Annotated in this window: 15 protein-coding genes, 1 tRNA gene, 2 pseudogenes and 1 other annotated feature; of the genes and pseudogenes, 7 read left to right on the forward strand and 11 right to left on the reverse strand. The window is 62.4% G+C overall.

The window, feature by feature from the left end; translation table 11 throughout:
- Positions 1 to 97 precede the first annotated feature (97 nt).
- Together ACTDI4_RS04250 and ACTDI4_RS04255 are read right to left on the reverse strand one after the other, a co-directional pair.
- The gene (locus ACTDI4_RS04250; protein ID WP_442839973.1) at positions 98 to 271 is read right to left on the reverse strand and encodes a hypothetical protein; all 174 of its coding nucleotides are present in this window, start codon (positions 269 to 271) and stop codon (positions 98 to 100) included.
- A 1050-nt stretch (positions 272 to 1321) separates the two neighbouring features.
- Positions 1322 to 1630, reverse strand: a complete 309-nt coding sequence (locus ACTDI4_RS04255) for an MmcQ/YjbR family DNA-binding protein (protein ID WP_442839974.1) — start codon at positions 1628 to 1630, stop codon at positions 1322 to 1324.
- Positions 1631 to 1887: 257 nt separating this feature from the next.
- Here ACTDI4_RS04255 and ACTDI4_RS04260 point away from each other — a divergent pair, with 257 nt between their 5' ends.
- Both ACTDI4_RS04260 and ACTDI4_RS04265 read left to right on the forward strand, forming a co-directional pair.
- Complete coding sequence (locus tag ACTDI4_RS04260; protein ID WP_442839975.1) at positions 1888 to 2331, forward strand: universal stress protein; 444 nt, start codon at positions 1888 to 1890, stop codon at positions 2329 to 2331.
- Positions 2332 to 2419: 88 nt separating this feature from the next.
- Positions 2420 to 3118, forward strand: a pseudogene (locus ACTDI4_RS04265) (MOSC domain-containing protein).
- On the opposite strand, the gene ACTDI4_RS04270 reads toward ACTDI4_RS04265, so the two are convergent.
- Positions 3115 to 3858 (reverse strand): BPL-N domain-containing protein, encoded by a 744-nt coding sequence (locus ACTDI4_RS04270; RefSeq protein ID WP_442839976.1) that lies wholly within the window; start codon positions 3856 to 3858, stop codon positions 3115 to 3117. The pseudogene ACTDI4_RS04265 and the gene ACTDI4_RS04270 sit on opposite strands and share 4 nt — an antisense overlap.
- Positions 3859 to 3968: 110 nt before the next feature.
- Between ACTDI4_RS04270 and ACTDI4_RS04275 the strand changes: the two genes are divergently transcribed.
- From ACTDI4_RS04275 to ACTDI4_RS04285, 3 genes and pseudogenes are all read left to right on the forward strand, one after another.
- Positions 3969 to 5197 (forward strand): IS3 family transposase gene (locus ACTDI4_RS04275; RefSeq protein ID WP_442843261.1). Its coding sequence is split into 2 segments (ribosomal slippage): positions 3969 to 4257 and positions 4257 to 5197, totalling 1230 coding nucleotides; the frame shifts between segments, so codons are not numbered across the junction.
- Positions 4250 to 4366 (forward strand) — a sequence feature (AL1L pseudoknot). (Overlaps the previous gene by 117 nt.)
- Positions 5198 to 5320: 123 nt before the next feature.
- A complete protein-coding gene (locus tag ACTDI4_RS04280) occupies positions 5321 to 5986 on the forward strand; it encodes a hypothetical protein (RefSeq protein ID WP_442839977.1) in 666 nt (221 codons plus the stop codon).
- Between the two features lie 63 nt (positions 5987 to 6049).
- A pseudogene (locus tag ACTDI4_RS04285) lies at positions 6050 to 6852 on the forward strand (IS3 family transposase); the annotation flags it as partial.
- 147 nt (positions 6853 to 6999) lie between these two features.
- On the opposite strand, the gene istB reads toward ACTDI4_RS04285, so the two are convergent.
- The 6 genes from istB to ACTDI4_RS04315 form a co-directional block, all read right to left on the reverse strand.
- The gene (istB, locus tag ACTDI4_RS04290) at positions 7000 to 7734 is read right to left on the reverse strand and encodes an IS21-like element helper ATPase IstB (protein WP_442839287.1); all 735 of its coding nucleotides are present in this window, start codon (positions 7732 to 7734) and stop codon (positions 7000 to 7002) included.
- On the reverse strand, positions 7667 to 9235 hold the full coding sequence (istA, locus tag ACTDI4_RS04295) for an IS21 family transposase (protein WP_442839288.1): 1569 nt from the start codon (positions 9233 to 9235) through the stop codon (positions 7667 to 7669). The genes istB and istA overlap by 68 nt, the downstream gene beginning before the upstream one ends.
- A gap of 111 nt (positions 9236 to 9346) precedes the next feature.
- On the reverse strand, positions 9347 to 9499 hold the full coding sequence (locus ACTDI4_RS04300; protein ID WP_442839978.1) for a hypothetical protein: 153 nt from the start codon (positions 9497 to 9499) through the stop codon (positions 9347 to 9349).
- Positions 9496 to 10770, reverse strand: a complete 1275-nt coding sequence (locus ACTDI4_RS04305; RefSeq protein WP_442839979.1) for a hypothetical protein — start codon at positions 10768 to 10770, stop codon at positions 9496 to 9498. The genes ACTDI4_RS04300 and ACTDI4_RS04305 overlap by 4 nt, the downstream gene beginning before the upstream one ends.
- 154 nt (positions 10771 to 10924) lie before the next feature.
- A complete protein-coding gene (locus ACTDI4_RS04310; RefSeq protein ID WP_442839980.1) occupies positions 10925 to 12538 on the reverse strand; it encodes a hypothetical protein in 1614 nt (537 codons plus the stop codon).
- 266 nt (positions 12539 to 12804) lie between these two features.
- The gene (locus ACTDI4_RS04315; protein WP_442839981.1) at positions 12805 to 13737 is read right to left on the reverse strand and encodes a hypothetical protein; all 933 of its coding nucleotides are present in this window, start codon (positions 13735 to 13737) and stop codon (positions 12805 to 12807) included.
- 590 nt (positions 13738 to 14327) lie between these two features.
- Between ACTDI4_RS04315 and ACTDI4_RS04320 the strand changes: the two genes are divergently transcribed.
- The gene (locus ACTDI4_RS04320) at positions 14328 to 15296 is read left to right on the forward strand and encodes a hypothetical protein (RefSeq protein WP_442839982.1); all 969 of its coding nucleotides are present in this window, start codon (positions 14328 to 14330) and stop codon (positions 15294 to 15296) included.
- Here the strand turns inward: ACTDI4_RS04320 and ACTDI4_RS04325 are convergent, their stop codons facing one another.
- Positions 15297 to 15818 carry a hypothetical protein gene (locus tag ACTDI4_RS04325; RefSeq protein WP_442839983.1) on the reverse strand — a complete coding sequence of 174 codons (522 nt, stop codon included), beginning with the start codon at positions 15816 to 15818 and terminating at the stop codon, positions 15297 to 15299. It lies immediately after the preceding gene.
- Positions 15819 to 15960: 142 nt separating this feature from the next.
- On the opposite strand from ACTDI4_RS04325, the gene ACTDI4_RS04330 reads away from it, so the two are divergent.
- Positions 15961 to 16938: a hypothetical protein gene (locus tag ACTDI4_RS04330; RefSeq protein ID WP_442839984.1), complete on the forward strand. Its 978-nt coding sequence runs from the start codon at positions 15961 to 15963 to the stop codon at positions 16936 to 16938.
- 402 nt (positions 16939 to 17340) lie between these two features.
- Here the strand turns inward: ACTDI4_RS04330 and ACTDI4_RS04335 are convergent.
- Positions 17341 to 17417: transfer RNA gene (locus tag ACTDI4_RS04335), tRNA-Arg, on the reverse strand.
- Positions 17418 to 17583 lie beyond the last annotated feature (166 nt).

Genomic DNA, 17583 nt, shown 5'->3' on the forward strand with positions numbered 1-17583 from the left:
GCGTCACGGATTCGCCAACGATCGCTCGCAGCTTGCCCGCTCCTGCGGAGGGCTATCTCCACGAAAGTCTCCAGCCATGGCTACGACACGACATCCTTCATCCGAACATCATCTGACTGCGGCGATGCATCACGATGCCGCCGCTCACCATCATCACAGTGCAGCGCATGAACATAATCAGGGCAATCATGAGGAGGCCAGGCAGCATTCCATGGCCGCCCAGGAGCACAGCGAGCAAGCGCACCGGCACACGATGGAAGCCCACAAACATTCCACGAAATAGCCCGCAGACGAGGGCCGTGTTCGCCCGCTCCGGTTTGACGGGGCGGGCTTTTCGCGCTCCCGGAAGGGGCCGGCCCTAGCAGTTTGCGAACCCGTCCTGGCATCGCGCACTGCCTTTGCCTTTGCTGCCCTTGCCGCCTTTCCCACCCCCGCCTTTCCCGCCATGTCCGCCCCCGCCGTGGCCGCCTCCATGGCCTCCACCACCGCCTCCGCCCCCACCGCCGCCGCCTTTGGCAGCGGCGAGATCGAAGGCGGCTATACATGCCGAGCCTACGGCAATAGCGAAAAGGAACTTACGGCGTGAGACGGGCATCTCTTCCTCCGTAGCGTGAGCCGGGCCAGCGGCGAAGCTGGGCGGGCATCTAGCGCTTGTTCTTCGCGAGATATGTCCTGCAGGCGGGGGTCACCTCCGTCAAATGCTGTTTGAGGCAAGCTTCTGCCTTTGCCTGGTTCTGCATGTGGCAGAGTCTTTTGCCGTCCCCCGTGCAGGGTGTTTTGTAGGGGTTTGCAGCAAGGCTGTAGTCGGTGACCACCAATGCCGGCGCAGCAAGTGCGAGTGCTAGAATTGAACTGCGAACTGACATGTTACTCTCCCAGGTAAAGAAGAAATATATTTATTAGAAGTCAGGTAAGCGGGAGATTGACCAGATTACAAGAAAGAATGGAAGTAAAGAATGATATTTATTGTTGGATAGGCTTGCAGTTGTCCACTGCCGCAAGCTCCATATTTGCGGGTAGAAGCTCTACCCATTTTGGTTGATCGCGGCCGGTTCTCAGGCGCCGTCCCACCCTGCCAGAAGAAGATAGAACCAGCATCACCCGTTTGGGTCATGCCGAGGCCGGCGCACCGAACAGGATGTCGCCGCAGGGCGCCGTCTGAACGGCACCCTGTGCAGGCCCGCGAACCTATGACGAGCGCGGCGCCGGCATGGCCTTGCCGCGCGTTCAAACCGCTTCGGGCGGCGGCAGGCGGCGGCCGGAACGGAACTTGAACGTTTTGACGGTGCCGATTGGGCGTGCGAGCGAATTTCGGACGGGTTCAGCCGCCGCCGGCCAGGCGCCAGCCATGGCGCAATGCGGACAGAACGGTGCCGTCGTCCGCCTCGGCAAGGGAGAGCTGCGTCCAGCCCCGGTCGCCCCATTTGTTGGGAACCTTCGAAAAGATGTGGGGACGCAGGCTGATGAAATGATCCTGCCCGTCCGGGTCCAGGCAGAGATTCGCCGACTGCCCGTCCGGCGGCAATGTCGCGTAGTTTCGCCGGACCCTGAAGGCCGTCCGGTCGAAATGCGGCTGCTCGGTTGTCCCGGCAAGCGAAAGGGCCATCTCCCTGAAGGCGTCGGGCGTCACTGAAAAGCTCCCTCGACTGTCGGTTCCTCGGCAATGCGACCAGCAGCCTACCATATGGGTCCACCTGACGGATCGGAAAACAAGCAGGCCGCGGCGCCGCGCTTCTCCGCGCTCTGCCAACCGCCCGCCAGGCAATCAAGGATTACCACGACGCGCTCGACGCGAAGATTACCCATCTGGAGAGGCGCGCGTCCTTGTCGGTCGGCGGCATGTGTGCTTCCTTCCGGTCGAATGCTTAACTCGCTCCCGAGGCTACGATGTACACGCATATCCTGATCTCGACCGATGGCTCGGAACTCGCGCAGAATGGCGTTGACCACGGCCTTTCCCTGGCGAAAGCGCTTGGAAGCAAGATCACGATCATTACGGCTACGGAAGCATTTCCAATTCCGACAGGGGTAGCCGCTTGGGGTGTCACGCCCGGCGATATAGCCCGCTACTCTGCGGACTGTGCGAAGGCGTCGGAAACGCTGCTCGCATCAATTAAAGCGCAAGCGGAGAAGCTTGGCATCGTCGCCGATACAATCCATGTATCAGACGGCAGGGCTGCCACGGCCATACTGGAAACAGCCAAAAATGCCGCGTGCAACCTGATCGTGATGGCATCCCATGGCCGACGCGGCGTCAAACGGCTGCTGCTCGGAAGCCAGACAGCGGAAGTCCTGGCGAACAGCCAAATACCTGTGCTTGTGGTGCGCTGACCGGCCAGTGGCTGCGGACGGGGCGCGCAAGGCGGGCGGGCGAAGGTCGAATACCTGACTTGCTGGCCGGACAGGAGAGCGACAGCAGATGGCCGCGGTTGAATTTGAAGTGCTCGAGATACGTGTTGGCCAAGCCGCACCCCTTGGCTCGTCCGGCAGGATGAGCGCCATCGACAAGCAGAAGGTCCAGGGTCCGGTCCAGTTGGGTCATCTGGGCCTTGACGGCGACGAGCAGGCAGACCGCAGGCACCATGGCGGGCCGCACAAGGCCATTCATGCCTATTCGGTCTCGCACCTGTCCAAGTGGGCGGAAGAACTGCCAAATCGCGCGGATCGCTTCCAGCCAGGTGCATTCGGTGAAAATCTTGTGGTCGGCGCGATCAATGAAGATGGCCTGTGCATCGGGGATCGCTGGCGCATCGGATCGGCATTGGTCGAGGTCAGTCAGGGTCGGCAGCCATGCTAGAAGCTCAATATCCGGTTTGACGTACCTGACATGGCGCGCCGAGTACAGGACACCGGAAGGACAGGATGGTATTTCCGGGTTATCGAAGTCGGCAAGGTTTGTGGTGGAAACCACGGCACGCTGGTTTCACGGCCGCTCCCCGGTTGGTCCATCGCACGTGTGTCGCATCTTCTTTATCACGACCGAATGAACCGACCGGCCCTCGCCGAGTTGGCGGCGATTCCGGGTTTACCGGAAAGCTGGCGTCGATTGGCGGAAGCCCGGCTGGAATCCGGCCGATCCGAGGATTGGTCCAAAAGGATCGAAACGCCGAGCCCTTAAAGGCCGGCGTCGCCATCCATCGTCGCTGCAAGCAGGTCCTGCGCCAGCTCGATGGTGTGACCATCCGGATCAACAAGCCCCGCGGCATCATACCAGGACGCATCCGCTTCCGGGTGGGGGCCGACGAGACCGACCCGACCGGCGCCGAAGGATGATACGGAGGCAGCAATATCGTTGTTGGGATAACGCGCCAGGACGTCGACGCCCTGCGCCGTGGACGAGAACAGGATGGTGCTGCCGCTCTGATAATAGACCCAGCGTTCCTCATTGCGCCAATAGACCGGGGTGACCGTGTCCTCGTCGTGCTCGACGAGCGATCCGGGGCGGCCGACATAGGAGATCGCTTGGCCGTCGACAATCCCGAAGCCGGCGTCCGAGGCCAGATACGCGCCCATGCAGATGCCGAGGTAACGGCCGCCATTGCCAACGAAATCGCGGACTGCCGCGAGGCCCTCTGCGCCGATGCTCTGGGCGGCGCGAGGAACGTCGTCTCCTCCGCCGGGCTGGGCATAGAGGATGGCATGTTTGAGGGTTTCAGCATTGAGTTGAAGGGGCTCGTTCGGCCCAACATACCCAACCCTGAACTGGTATTTTGAGGTTTCCAAGATCGCCGCCACGGCTTCCGAGCAACCTTGGCAACCGGCGGGCCCGCGATAGACGAGGGCCAGCGGGTCTGCGCTGACAGGCGTCACCAGCATGGCTGCTGCAAAAAAGGCCAGGAACGCTCTTGGCGCGGACATCTCAACTCCGTAGTGCGGCTTAAATACCTCTTTGACTTTAGAGGAAAAACCTCAACTGAACCGCCCCGGGTTTGCCGGAGGCTCCAACTTCCCAATAGGATGGAGCCATGATGAGCAAAACGACGAACAAGTTTTCCCCTGAGGTGCGCGAGCGTGCGGTGCGGTTGGTATTCGATCACGAGGCTGATCATTCTTCGCGCTGGACTGCCTGCCAGTCGATAGCGGCAAAGATCGGCTGCTCGGCGCACACGCTGCTGGATTGGGTGAAGAAGGCCGAGATTAATGCTGGCAAGCGAGCCGGCGTTCCGACAGACATGGCCGAGAAGATGAAGGCTCTTGAGCGGGAGAACCGGGAGCTTCGGCAGGCCAACGAGATACTGCGCAAGGCGAGCGCTTATTTTGCCCAGGCGGAGCTCGACCGCCCATTCAAACGATGATCGCGTTCATCGACGATCACCGCGAGGCGCATGGGGTCGAGCCGATCTGCAGGGTGCTGCCGGTCGCCCCGTCGACCTACCACGATCATGTCGCCAAGCGCGCCGATCCCGAGAAGCTGTCGACGCGGGCGAAGCGGGACCTCGCGCTGAAGCCGGAGATCGAGCGCGTCTTCGCCGAGAACTTCGAGGTCTACGGCGCGAGGAAGGTCTGGCGGCAGATGCTGCGCGAGGGCTTTGATGTCGCGCGCTGCACGGTCGAGCGGTTGATGGCCGACCTCGGCCTTCACGGCGTCATTCGCGGCAAGCCGATCCGCACCACGGTGCAGGACAAGGCCGCGCCGTGCCCGCTTGACCGCGTGAACCGGGTCTTCCACGCGCCGGCCCCGAACATGCTCTGGCTTTCGGATTTCACCTATGTCAGCACCTGGTCGGGCTTCGTTTACGTGGCCTTCGTCATCGACGCCTACGCCCGTCGTATTGTCGGCTGGCGGGTGAGCAGGACCGCCCATGCGAGCTTTGTGCTCGACGCTCTCGAACAGGCCTTGCACGAACGCCGACCCGTTCATCGCGGTGGTCTGGTTCATCATTCGGACCGCGGATCGCAATATGTCAGCATCCGCTACACCGAGCGTCTCGCCGAAGCCGGCATCGAACCGTCTGTGGGCAGTGTCGGCGACAGCTACGACAACGCACTGGCCGAGACGATCAACGGCCTCTACAAGGCCGAGGTCATCCATCGCCGGGGACCATGGCGAAGCTTCGAGGCGGTCGAGTTCGCCACGCTGACCTGGGTCAACTGGTTCAACAATCGCCGGCTGCTGGAACCCATCGGCAACATCCCGCCGGCCGAAGCCGAGGAACGCTACTACGCCATGCTGGAAGAACCGGCCATCGCGGCATAACTTAAACCAGAAGGCCTCCGGCAAACCCGGGGCGGTTCAGTCTCGGTTTTCGCCGATGATACGAACAACGATCCGGCGCTCAGAAAAAGGCTTCAAACCCAGGCGGCAATCTTAAGTGACTGGTTGCAACACTATTCATCGTTACTTCCTCCTATCGACCTAGCCAAGGGGAATAATGACAACGCTTTTGCGGAAGAGACCTCCGATCCATATACTGATCAAACGGCGAGCGATATCGGACTAACTTCTGAGGGGAGCGATTACGAGGTTGTCTTCTCATGTGACTTTACCAGCATGCAAGTGACCGTGGCTGCAGTCGGCAAGAATCTCCCCGCAATGAAAACGGCAGAAATCGGCCTATTTCCGAACCCGCTCACTGATGTAACTAGGGACTCCTTCAATCCGGACTATTACAAGGTGCGTGGTGAGTGGGCGGTGGCGACGAAGCGGATCATCCCGAATGGAGACCACGGCATTGTTGTAGGACAATGGGGCGGCAAGTACGTGAATGCTTGCCGTGATAACGGAGAGTTTCGTGCTGTGGATGCGCTCTATTGTTCGCGTTCGAATACGAACAAACTCCACAGCATTTATGACAAGGCTACCATTTCATCTGCGGGTGCACCGAGCCAGTTATTTGACTTCAGGAACTGGTCCGATTTCGAAATGATAAAGATATCGTTGCTGAACGGCACAGAGTATATTTTTACTCAGGATTTTTTTCCGAATCAGGAACCTTTCAAGAGCTTCTTCAATTCCTGTTCGCCTGACCGGACCAAGGTATTCTGAGGTGGTGCCGGTTTCCGAGACAGGGGCCTAAGGTGGATCTTCCGATGAGAAGGACGATCCAGCATGAAGACACGCAGACGGTTTACGGCCGAGTTCAAGGCCAAGGTCGCGCTTGAGGCGATCCGCGGCGAGCGGACGATTTCGGAGCTGGCGACGAAGCACCAGCTTCATCCCAACCAGATCACCCAGTGGAAACGGCAGGCCATTGAGAACCTGGCCAAGGCGTTCGACGACAGGGCTTCGGATGCGCAGGTCGGCCGGGAAGCCGAGGTGACGAAGCTGCACGCCAAGATCGGCCAGCTCGTCGTGGAGCGGGATTTTTTGGCCAAGGCCTTCGATCGCTGAGCCTGGATCGGAGGAGAATGATGATTGATCCCGATCACAACCGGCTCTCGATCCGCCGCCAGTGCGAACTGGTCTCGATCTCGCGGGCGTCGTTCTATCGACAGCCTGCCGGCGAGACGCTCGAGAACCTGGAACTGATGCGCATCATCGACGAGGCCTTCATGGAAATGCCCTGGTATGGCTCCAGGCAGATGGCGCGGCATCTGCGGCGTCAAGGCTGGTGTGTCGGCCGCAAGCGGGTTCGACGGCTGATGCGCAAGATCGGGCTGTCGCCGATCTACCAGGCTCCGAAGACCAGCGAGCCGCATCCCCAGCACCGCATCTATCCCTACCTGCTGCGGCATCTGGCGATCGAGCGGCCCAATCACGTCTGGTGTGCGGATGTGACTTACATTCCGATGCGGCGCGGCTTCCTCTACCTTGTCGCCATCATGGACTGGTTCAGCCGCAAGGTGCTGGCCTGGCGGCTGTCGAACACGATGGAAGCCGACTTCTGCGTCGCTGCTCTGGAAGAGGCTGTCAATGACCGTGGAATCGGGACCCTGTATTTTCGTGCAAAAGGGACCCCGGTTTTGGGGTTGATGAAGGGCACGGCGGTTAGCGCCCGATCAGGCGAAGCTGGTCGGGGTTGCACAGCCTGATCGGGTGCGGTTCGTTGGTTTTTGGCTTTAGCTTTGAGAGCGGCTCTTGAAGCGCCAGGATTCGTTTCCGGTCTCGACGATCTCGCAGTGATGCGTCAGGCGATCGAGCAGCGCAGTGGTCATCTTGGCGTCGCCGAAGACGGTGGGCCATTCGCCGAACGCCAGATTGGTGGTGATGATGACGCTGGTGCGCTCGTAGAGTTTCGAGACGAGATGGAAGAGCAACTGCCCGCCGGCCTGGGCGAAGGGCAGATAGCCCAGTTCATCGAGCACGACGAAGTCGAGCCGGGTCAGGTGATCGGCAATGCGCCCCTGGCGGCCGGCACGGGTCTCGGTCTCCAGCCTGTTGACCAGGTCGACGACATTGAAGAAGCGGCCGCGCGCGCCGTTGCGGATAAGCGCCCGGGCAATGGCGATGGCTAGATGGGATTTGCCCGTGCCGGTGCCGCCGACCAGGACGACGTTACGCTGATCGGCGACAAAGGCTCCGCCGGCAAGATCGCGGATCAGGCTCTCGTTGACGGGCGTGCCGGTGAAGTCGAAGTCATCGACGTCCTTGGCCAATGGCAGCTTGGCGACGGTGAGCTGGTATTTGATGGAGCGGGCCTGCTTCTCCGATATCTCGGCCTGCAGCAGATCGCCGACGATCTTCGGAGGTTCGTGCTGCCGCTTGATGGCGACGCCCATGATCTCGTCATAGGCTGATCGCATCCCGTAGAGCTTCAGCGTGCCCATCAGTTCCAGAACCTCGGTGCGTTCCATGATTATCTGCTCTCCTTAGACGGTCATAGCGGGCGCAGTCGGCGATCGGCTCGTGAGCCAGCTTCAGCGCCTGGGGAATGGAAAGGATCGTGCCCGGCGCCGGGTCGCGGCGGCGGGCCAGGATGTTGAGGATCACCGCCGCCGACGAGACGCCGTGATCGAGCGCCTCCTGACAGGCCGCCTCGACCGCGTTCAATCCGTCGCTCAGCACACAGGTGAGGATCGACACCATCTGCCGGTCGCCGTCATCGGCGGCCTTGAGCTTGCGGCGCACCTTCTCCATGGCCGACGGCAGAACCCAATTCTTGAACGGTGCGCCGTTGCGCAGTCCACCGGGCTTGCGGGCCAGCACCGGGACGTAATGCCAAGGGTCGTAGATCACCTCGTTGCGGCCGAAGCAGCGGGCATGTTCGCCCACGACCACGCCGTCCTGGCGGATGACGATCCGATCGGCATAGGCATGGATCTCGACCGGCCGGCCGACGGCGCTCGACAGCACCGAGTATTTGTTGTTGTCGAAGCGCACCGTGCAGGTCTTCGACACCGAGGCGGGAATGCAGTGGAAGCCGTCGAAGCGCCCGGCATAGGGGATGAAGCTGCCGCGCTCCTCCTCGAACACCTCCCAGATCGTGCGGCCGTCCTGTTCGGGGTGCCGGTGCGCCTTGGCGTAGGAGACGCATTTGTCGGCCAGCCAGCCGTTCAGGTCCTCCAGCGTCTTGAAGCGCAGCCGCGGCGTGAAGAAGCGCTCGCGCACCAGCCCGACCTGGTTCTCGACCTGGCCCTTCTCCCAACCCGACGCCGGCGTGCAAGCTTCCGGTTCGACAAGGTAATGTCCGCACATCTGCGCGAAGCGGCGGTTGTAGCGGCGATCCTTGCCGATGAAGATCGCGTCCACCGCCGTCTTCATGTTGTCGTAGATGCCGCGCGTGCAGGTTCCGCGGAAGAAGGCGAAGGCCCGATCATGGGCGTCGAACACCATCTCCTGCGTCTCGCGCGGATACGCCCGAACAAAGAACATGCGGCTATGACAGAGCCGCATGTGCGCCACCTTCACCGTAACCGTCACGCCGTCCAGCAGGACGACCTCGTGACTCCAGTCGAACTGATAGGCTTCGCCGGGCGCAAAGCTCAGCGGGATATAGGCCTCGGCCGCGGCGCTGCCGCGTTGCTCTTCCCAATCCTGCGCATGCCGCCACACTGAGCTGTAGCTGCCGTCATAGCCGAGGCCGCGAAGCTCCTCGAAGATCCGGATCAGCGTCAGCCGTTCCCGCTGCGGCTTCGCTGCATTCGCCGACAGGAGCCCGTCCAGCTTCTCGCGCCAGGCCCCCATGCGAGGATAGGACTGATGCTTGCGCTCGTACCGGAACTCCGTCTCGTCCGAGCGCAGCACCTTGCGGACCACTTTCCGCGAGATCTTCAGCTCCCGGCAGATCGCCTTGATCGACTTCCCCTGCACCAGCGACAGCCGGCGTATCTTTGCAATCGTCTCCACAACCAACATCCAAAACACAAATGCCTCCGATCAAACCGGAGGCACTTTGATGACCCCACGTTAAGGGGTCCCGTTTGGACGAAAATTACCCCTCAAACAGGGTCCTCATTCCACGAAAAATCACACCTCGGAATCGGCAGACAGGAAGGCGCACACGAGCAGAAGCCAGATGAGGACAGGATTCAACCCTGTCCGGCGGGCCCGCCGCGCCCGTCGCATTGCCACCTCGTAGCAGTCCTTGCGGCGCTCCTTCGTCCGCTTATCCGTTGTCATGGTCGTGTCCTCCCAAGTGTAAGTTGCTTTTCAGATCGCAGGTCGGGCAGCAGGGCAGATAGTTGCCGCCGTGCGGCATCTCGTTCCCGTCCCACGGCGCGGGCCGATGCGACGGCATCCTCTGCCCGGCTTTCAGCCTCACGACGGCGACGGGCTTCCTCCGCAACGCGGCGGCCAGCCTCGTCGGCGCGGGTGCGTTCCCGCGCCAGATCACGGGCAACTGATGCGCGCAGCCTGTCCTCCATGGCGGAGCGCCGGAGACCATCCCAGAGGGCGCGCAGCCTGCCCCCGAAGGCGCGCAGCCTGTCGGCCTCTCTATGGGCCGCACCAAGGATTCGCTTGCCTTCGTCGCTGGCACGGGACAGGGCCGCCCGCGCCTTCCGCAGGCGCATTTCGGCAGCGTCATGCAGACGCTTGGCGATGGCAGCCTGTTCGACAGCGGCAGCACGGATCCGGTCTGCTTCCGTCCTTTCGGCATGGGCGATCGCCGCGTCGGCCTTGGCTTGAGAAGCGAGGGAGTCAGCCTCCGCCTCGATGAGCGCAGCACGGTCCTGAGCGTGGCGGACGGCTCGGACCTGCGTCCGTTCGGCCTGCCATTCGTCGCGCGTCAGGCGGCGTCGGCCAGGGCCGAGCCGGGTCAACCCGCAAGGCAACCCCACCGCCTGCCAATAGGAATCCTGCCAGTCCCGCATGGCCTCGCGATAGGCGACATCGGCTCGCCTGTTCAGCGTCTTGCCATCCTCGCCATTGGCGGCACCTGCGGAAACAACCCGGCGCTTGGCTTCCTGCCCGGGATGAAGGGCGCCGGCGCGCAGGTCGGGAGCCTCGGGAAGGACGAAGGCATGCAGGTGCGGATAGCTTTCATCAACGTGCCGGATAACGGACACGAGTGCGACGCCGTACTGGTCGCGCAGCCAGGCCACAGTCCGGGCTTCCCATTCCTTCACCTCGTCGGCGAGTGCAGGGTTCGATGCAACCGAATCCATGGCCGCAGGATGAGAGGCGACGACGGTCAGCAGCGTGTTCTGGTCCTGCCGGATCGCCCTTTGCTTCCCGGTCGCCAGCGTGGCCTTGGCGGTGGCAGCGCGTTCGTCATGAAGGTGGCGGACCTCATCGACATCAACGCCGAAGACGACTGCCGGGGGAACAGGATTCTGGACGTGCAGGCAGGCATCAGGACGGCGCGCCGCTTCCGCTAGGACGAAATCCACGCTCCGCCCGTCCCTGCCCTTCCGGCTGTAAAGCTCCATATGCACGAACTGGTAGGACATGCCCTTGACGATCCCCGGCGCACGACGCTGCACCCTCTGGACAATGTTTTGTTTCGGCGGAGACGAATGCAAGGGTTAGTGACCGACTACCGCTAGTTCCGCCGCCCCTTCGGGGACAGCTCCATAGCGTCGGCTCTCCGAGGGCCCTGCGGGACTATGCGGCGATGGCGGGATTGGCACAGCCATGCTCGGCACGCATCGCCAGCACGAAGGCTGAAAGAGGCGGATCGAACGGGATCAGATCGTCTTCGAGATCTGGCGGTGGGAGTTTCGATGCCCACCCCGCTCTCTGCTGAGGCAGATCGTCTTCCCATGACGCAGCCACACCCGGCCTTGTCCCTGATTGAGCGGGTGCGGCTGGGACAGTTGGCCTACATGTGTGAACCCTATAGCGGTCGGCTTCGCCTCCCGCGACAGGGTTGGAATCGGGCTGGTGATCGACCTCGATCATGGCGAGGTCAATCGGGCCAAGCCTCCCGGCCATCGCCTTACCAGCGATGTCCAGCGCGACGGCGGGATCCGGCGCGCCGCTGGAATCCCAGTCCACGCGCGCCAGCCCTTTCTCCATGTCGATGTCTTCGAGCCGGGCGCGGTCGGCCATGCTGACGGCCAAGGGATCGTAGCGCTGCACCAGGATCAGCGGCTCCGCCCAAGGCGTGTGACGCCACTGGGGCAGGGACACGCCCAGCACGAGGTTGCTGGGCCGCTTTCGGCTGTCGTCCTTCGGGGCACAGTCGTCACTATCAAGCACGGAAGGGGCGGGCTGGGCGGCATCACCTTCCTGACTGCCTTCCTGCCCGTCCTTGGAATGATGGTTTAGGCGGGAAGACTTCCGGACACGCTGGAGCAGGCCGTCATCGCCGGATCGAACGCGGACCACCTTTTCACCCGCTTCTTCCAGATTCGCCATGAAGGCGGCGAACGGCCCCATCGGCTGGATCAGCTTCAGCCGCTCCGTCTGCCGATAGAGCCAGAGGATTTCATGGTCGGGGGCTTCCTTGATGTCGGCAGGCTTCAGGCAATACTTGACCAGTTCCTCGACCTTTTCGATGCGGCCATTGTCCTGCCAATGACTCTTGACTGAGCGCCACGTCATCCGCAGGAAACCGGACCAGTCCGAATCCTTCATGGCGCGCTGCGGCCACGTCAGGATGTTGGCATGAACATGATAGAGGACCGTATCCGCACCGAACCGCCGCGTCAGCGGAGCGTCGACCGGGCCGATGAAGGACGAGGCCGTCCGCCGCGCTGCCTCCGCATCGCGATCGGCTGCCGTCGCACGGGTGAACTCGATTCCCCGGAACAGGATTTCAACGTCACGATCCCGCGCTGCCGTCGCCCATTTCGACACCCGCCGGGACAGGCGCTGAATTTCCTTCCGGAGTTCTCCGCCGAAAGGCACAGGCTCCGAGGCGGTGATGACGGCATACCGAAAGAACCGGGCATGAGGATGATGCTGGATAAAATACTTCATTCCGTTGAGTACGGGACGCCGATCACGGGCTGCCACGGCAGGAAGGAAGCGGATGGCGCGATAGGCAGGCAGCGCCTCCGCGATTCCCGTCACCGCGCCGATGGCGGTGATGTTGGAGTCCAGCCGGGCGCGCTCGCCCATCCGTTCGAGCGCGTCGGCAATCGCCTCCGACTGCTCGGCGAGCAGCCTGGAGGCCGTCGCCCGCCGCGCCCACTTCACCGGATCTATGTACCAGCCCGTATTGGCCTTGAGAACGTCGGCATGGCCACGACGCGCCGGGCCGTTCGATTCCATGGCGGCGACCGCACGTGCAGCCAATCCGCCCAGGGTTTTCGGGCGTTCGTCAACATTTTTGGCTGGAGGGGCAGGCGGTGGCGTCGGCTCGGTATGGGAATATCCGAGCCGGGGGCTCAACGCCCCCTATGAGGGGGCTTTACAGTTTCGGGGCCGACAATCATCATATTCCTGCGCCTCAAACACCGCCTCACAGGGTTCCAGCCCTCGGCGGTGTTTTTTTATGGTCAGGGAGGATGATGCAGGCGTCAAGCGCGACTGTCAGATCATCCGGAAGAAGGGCGGCGCTCCTCCGGCGAGAGGATGGCTTCCAGAGCCCCCCGCCCACGCCGCGCCAGTCTTGGCACGTCTGCAGCGTCGATCTTCTCCCATGCGATCGAATGGGAGATGTCACGCAGGAAGGCTGCCGCATCGGCAAACGGGCCTGGTTCATACTGCTGCCGATCAAGCAGGGTCTTATGTACGAGGCTCGTATCGGAGATGGCGCGCCGCTGGGTGATCTGTTCGAGGGCATCGCTCAGCCATTGCGCATGCGGGCGAAGTTCGCCCTCCAGCTTCTTCTTGCTCGGCTTCAGCGCCTCGTAGCCCTCAAGGACGTGGAGCACCTGCACAAGGCGACCAATGATAAGCGGAACGAGTTCGTCGCGCGCGCTGTCGGCCAACTCCCGGAGGATGTCGGCCGCCGAGGGTGCGGTGCACGATGGGTCAACTACCACTTCGGCGGCCTTCTCCTCTCCCTTCGCCAGCCTGCGATGGCGCTTCACGATCTCGTCGACCTCCGCCACCCGCAATTTGTCACCTTCGACGAGGCGGTCACGGACATCCTCAAACGCGGCGTCAGATGCCGTCGCAAGACGCACGATTGCGATCTGTGGCAGAGCGAGGTCCAAATCCTCCAACAGCAACGGACTATCACGGAAACGCAGGAATACGTTGATCGCATCGCGGGCCGACTGTGCGGACATTCGCGCCTCAGCCTCGACCCAGGGGAGCCAGGCGCCATGGGGCAGCACGTCCCGCCAGCGTGCGAGTCGCTCACCAGTATCCATCAGGTAGCCCGCCGCCAGGATCAGGTTCGAGCGGATCGCCATCGCATCCGCGCGCAGCGGCTCTCGGTACTCTGCGGCAATGCTACTGTAGTCGAAACCAACGATCACGTCGGCAGCATCCGCCCCAATCTTCGCCAGTTGCTTGGCCATGTACCCCCCCGTTTGCTCAATCTCTGCGACGTAGCAGTCGAAGGTTCTCAAATCCCCAATGTTTGGGGATTTGCACCTACGAATCCGTTTTCACCCTCGACCCGGATTCTCTCCCGCCGCCTCCGCTCGCCTCTTCATGACCTGAACCCAGACCCAGCAACGGACAAGGGGACCGTGGCTCGGCCTCCGGCCTGCGCCCGCACCACTCCCCCTGACCGTCACCGTCTCCGGGTTCTTGTCGGCCATGGGCGAGCGAAGGCGACGGGAGAGGACCACCAACGGGCAATGTTTTCCCATGCCCTGCCGGGCACAGGACACGACCAGGAAAAAGGGGCTCGCTCCGGCTCTGGGAGAAGCCCCGCGCTGTGCGCCGAGGATTCTAGCGGAGCCGGCACGGCCTCATTTCTGGAAATACGGTGTCAGGTCCAGCCCCTCTGGAAGAGCCAGGGCGCAACGGTGCCTGCCGCCGCTCCGTTGCGTCATAGACGGAGCTATGCTCAGCCTGCCTCGGGGTGAGCGACAAGCAAGCCCCCATATGATAGTTAACCTCCCGGGGAACGCGCGCTTGCGGAGGGAAACGAGTGGCAGAGATGAGCAAGGCCCGCTTCAAGATATCGTATGACGGCGAGGCCCTCCGTGAAGGTCGCATGGAAGTCCGCGACCTCGCTCCGGCCCTGCTCGCGGTCGGCAGCCTGTTCGACGCCGCGAACCGCGCGCTCAACGGGCAGGACGGCCCGAAGGTCGCCGTCAACGTGACGGCCACGGGCACCGGGTCGTTCGAGATCGCCCTCGAAGTCGTCCAGTCCCTTTACGAGCAAGCGAAGACTTTCCTCGCGGGCGAAGACGTCACCGCCGCCGTGAACCTCGTCACGCTTGTCGTCGGCGGCTCCGGAGCGAGCGGCAGCCTGATCTGGCTCGTCAGGAAGCTCAAGGGCCGCAAGCCAGAAAAGGTCGAGAGACTCACTGCCGACACCGTGCGCGTCACGCTCACCGTCGAGGGGCCGCCCGAGGTCATCGAGGTGCCGATGCAGACGTTGCGCCTCTACCAAGACGTCGCCGTCAGGAAGTCGCTGGAGGGCGTGGTCCACGATCCTCTGAAGAAGGAAGGCATCGACACCTTCAAAGCGTCCGACGGCGAAGCAAATCCCCCGGTGGTCATCAAGGAGGGCGAGGCCGAATTTTTCGCAGCACCGGAGATCGAGGGCTCCGTAGTCATCGACGAGACGAGGAACATGGCGCTGTCGATCGTGTCGCTCGCGTTCAAGGAAGACCGCAAGTGGCGGTTCTTCGACGGCAACAGCCAGCTATCGGCGACGATCTCCGACGAAGACTTCCTCCGGAAGGTGAACAACAACGAGCCTTTCACGAAGGGCGACGTCTTGCGCTGCGAGGTGCGGGTCATTCAGCGCCAGACCACGTCCGGCCTGAAGAGCGAGTACACCGTGCTCAAGGTTCTCGAGCATATCCCGCCCATGCGGCAGATGCCGCTCCCGTTCGATGAGCCGGACAATGGCGCGGCCGACGCGGACGAGGAAAAGCCGACGAAGGACGACGACTGACTAGATTCGGGCCGCGCACACCTCAGCCGCGGCGCTGGCAGCGGAGATCATCGGAGGGTTGCTCTGGATAGGCTCGGGCTTGCTGAACGTGAGGAACGCAATACCTGCGTGCTTCAGGAGGGGCCAGGCCATCTTCTCCGAGAAGCAACGGCAGTACCTGTCCTTCTGATCTTGTGCCGGGAGCAGCGCCACGTCGGCGTTCCGGGTCATGCAGGCGGTGCGCATTGAATCCTTGGCGTCTTGGAGGGTGTTGCGAGTGTCCTGGAAGACGAGCATCGTCAGCAGGCCGAGGAAGACCAGGTAGCCGAGCATGAGTCCCTTCCACGTCGTCGCCCTCCGGATCAGAAATCCTCCGACGAGCGCGGGGACCGCGACGTATCCGGCCGCCATCGCCCAGCTGGAGCTGGTGGCCGCGTTCACGAGGTAACCGGGGATCAGGATTACCCAGAACAGCGGCCAGTGTTTCGGCTTGTCGGCGGGCAATGCATCTGGAGATGTCACCCCTGCAAGTCTTTCGGTCATGGCGTTCCACCTCTCTTTGGCCGAACAATACATGGTCGCGTCTTTTGCGGCTAGATTAGCGAACGTCCGCGCAAGAAGTTGTCGGTCGACAAAACGTCTTCGGGATGCGAGCTTGCGTTGGGGATTGAGGGCTCGGGGAAGCATGGCCAAGGCAGACGAAAAGATCGAGCAGATCAAGGCTGAAGCCGCTGGCCATTACCAGCGCATCCGGGCCGCTGGTGGCGCCCTCTCTTACTGCATCGACTACATCAACCACATCGCGGGGCTGAAGGGTGACGGAGAGCATGTCGTCATCCGCGAGCGGCAGGCCTCATTTCCGAAAATGGCGGTGCAGCTCGCTGCAGTGGGTGCGGTCCAGACCGCCCGCAAGGAAGGTGTAGACGCGGATACGCAGAGCGAGACGGAGAAATGGGCGCGGGCCGCGTGGGTCCACTCGGCCGGGCACTACGTCGATCAACCTTCCGGAGGCGACGACCCCGAGGTCGTAGAGCATCCCAACGCGCAGTCGATGGCGATGATCCGGAAGGGAGCCGACACCCGCAAGGCAAAGGCCGCCGAGCAATGGGACCGCCTCGTAGGCGATGGCGAGGAGAGCCTCGCGACGCTCGCGCTGTTCGGTCACGAGGCTACGAAGCCGGTTACCCGAAAAGACCGATGGATCGCCTACGCTATCCTCGCCGGATTAGTACTGGCGGTGGCAGCCTACGGCGCGTCCAACTGGTACCTGTCGGTGAAGATCAGGGCACCCTATGACACGGAGGAAGGCCTGCAGCAGCGCCGGGATGCCACCGACCGGGTCATTGCATACGACAAGGTCATGTCCTCGACCGCGCGCCGCTCGGGCATCTTCAAGTTGTTCCTTGACTGGCCCATGTCCCCAACGGAGGCTGAGCAGGCGGCGTTCACCGAATTCGCCACCGACATCATCCAATTCAGGCGGGGCATGGTCGAGGAGAACCTGATCTGCGGCAACGCCGAGATGAGCACTGACCAGGCCATGTATTTGATCGAGGACGTGAATGACGGGATCGACCTCCGCGACGAGACGCAGGAGCCCTTCACGCGGGCACAGTCGTTGATCATCAGGACGCTCGCGAGGCTGTATCCGCTGCCCTGTTGATAATTCCTGGCCGAGGGGCCCGAACGACGCCTTTCGCTAGAGTTGCAGAACTCGTCTAGCAAGCGGGCCAGCCTGTGGCTCGACTCCGCGACATAGCAGCCGGAAGTTACGCAAATCACCGCTCTTTGGAGATTTGCGGAGGCGCATATCAGGAGCAAGGCAGGAGTAGCCCGCTCTTTTCCACGACGATGCTCCGGGTGGCCGGGCGAGTCACTTGCCCCGCCCTGCCGTCAACCGCTGCCTCGATTTCCGGCCGCTGCGCGCTTCGGATTCGTTAGGGTTTGCGCCATTCCGTTAATCAGCCAGATTCGGGCCGTGGTATGAACTTGGTATAAGCCTGAAAGAGAATGCAAGAGCGCTCCCCGCGAGGAGGCTTAATTCCTTAGTTTTCAATGGTTTGAATGGCGCGCCCGAAAGGATTCGAACCTCTGACCCCCAGATTCGTAGTCTGGTGCTCTATCCAGCTGAGCTACGGGCGCGCGCCGGCCATACAGGAGCATGGCGGGGAACCAGCCTTGCGGCCGATCCCGGAATTGATGTGCTACCTAACGAGTGCGCTGCCGAAAAGCAAGACGATCTCGCAAAACTTTTGCAGATTGCGTCCGCCGCTTTCGTGGCCGCGGCATTCGTCGCCCGATCGAGCCG

It is taken from the genome of Mesorhizobium sp. PUT5 (assembly GCF_052216645.1).
In the GTDB taxonomy this organism is placed as follows: Bacteria; Pseudomonadota; Alphaproteobacteria; order Rhizobiales; family Rhizobiaceae; genus Mesorhizobium.

What these genes read in the sequence shown, in the direction of transcription:
- ACTDI4_RS04250 (WP_442839973.1), bottom strand. Translation starts at nt 271, where the DNA reads ATGTTTGTGGGCTTCCATCGTGTGCCGGTGCGCTTGCTCGCTGTGCTC.
- ACTDI4_RS04260 (WP_442839975.1), top strand. Translation starts at nt 1,888, where the DNA reads ATGTACACGCATATCCTGATCTCGACCGATGGCTCGGAACTCGCGCAG.
- ACTDI4_RS04270 (WP_442839976.1), bottom strand. Translation starts at nt 3,858, where the DNA reads ATGTCCGCGCCAAGAGCGTTCCTGGCCTTTTTTGCAGCAGCCATGCTG.
- istB (WP_442839287.1), bottom strand. Translation starts at nt 7,734, where the DNA reads ATGGAACGCACCGAGGTTCTGGAACTGATGGGCACGCTGAAGCTCTAC.
- istA (WP_442839288.1), bottom strand. Translation starts at nt 9,235, where the DNA reads ATGTTGGTTGTGGAGACGATTGCAAAGATACGCCGGCTGTCGCTGGTG.
- ACTDI4_RS04300 (WP_442839978.1), bottom strand. Translation starts at nt 9,499, where the DNA reads ATGACAACGGATAAGCGGACGAAGGAGCGCCGCAAGGACTGCTACGAG.
- ACTDI4_RS04305 (WP_442839979.1), bottom strand. Translation starts at nt 10,770, where the DNA reads ATGTCCTACCAGTTCGTGCATATGGAGCTTTACAGCCGGAAGGGCAGG.
- ACTDI4_RS04310 (WP_442839980.1), bottom strand. Translation starts at nt 12,538, where the DNA reads ATGGAATCGAACGGCCCGGCGCGTCGTGGCCATGCCGACGTTCTCAAG.
- ACTDI4_RS04315 (WP_442839981.1), bottom strand. Translation starts at nt 13,737, where the DNA reads ATGGCCAAGCAACTGGCGAAGATTGGGGCGGATGCTGCCGACGTGATC.
- ACTDI4_RS04320 (WP_442839982.1), top strand. Translation starts at nt 14,328, where the DNA reads ATGAGCAAGGCCCGCTTCAAGATATCGTATGACGGCGAGGCCCTCCGT.
- ACTDI4_RS04325 (WP_442839983.1), bottom strand. Translation starts at nt 15,818, where the DNA reads ATGACCGAAAGACTTGCAGGGGTGACATCTCCAGATGCATTGCCCGCC.
- ACTDI4_RS04330 (WP_442839984.1), top strand. Translation starts at nt 15,961, where the DNA reads ATGGCCAAGGCAGACGAAAAGATCGAGCAGATCAAGGCTGAAGCCGCT.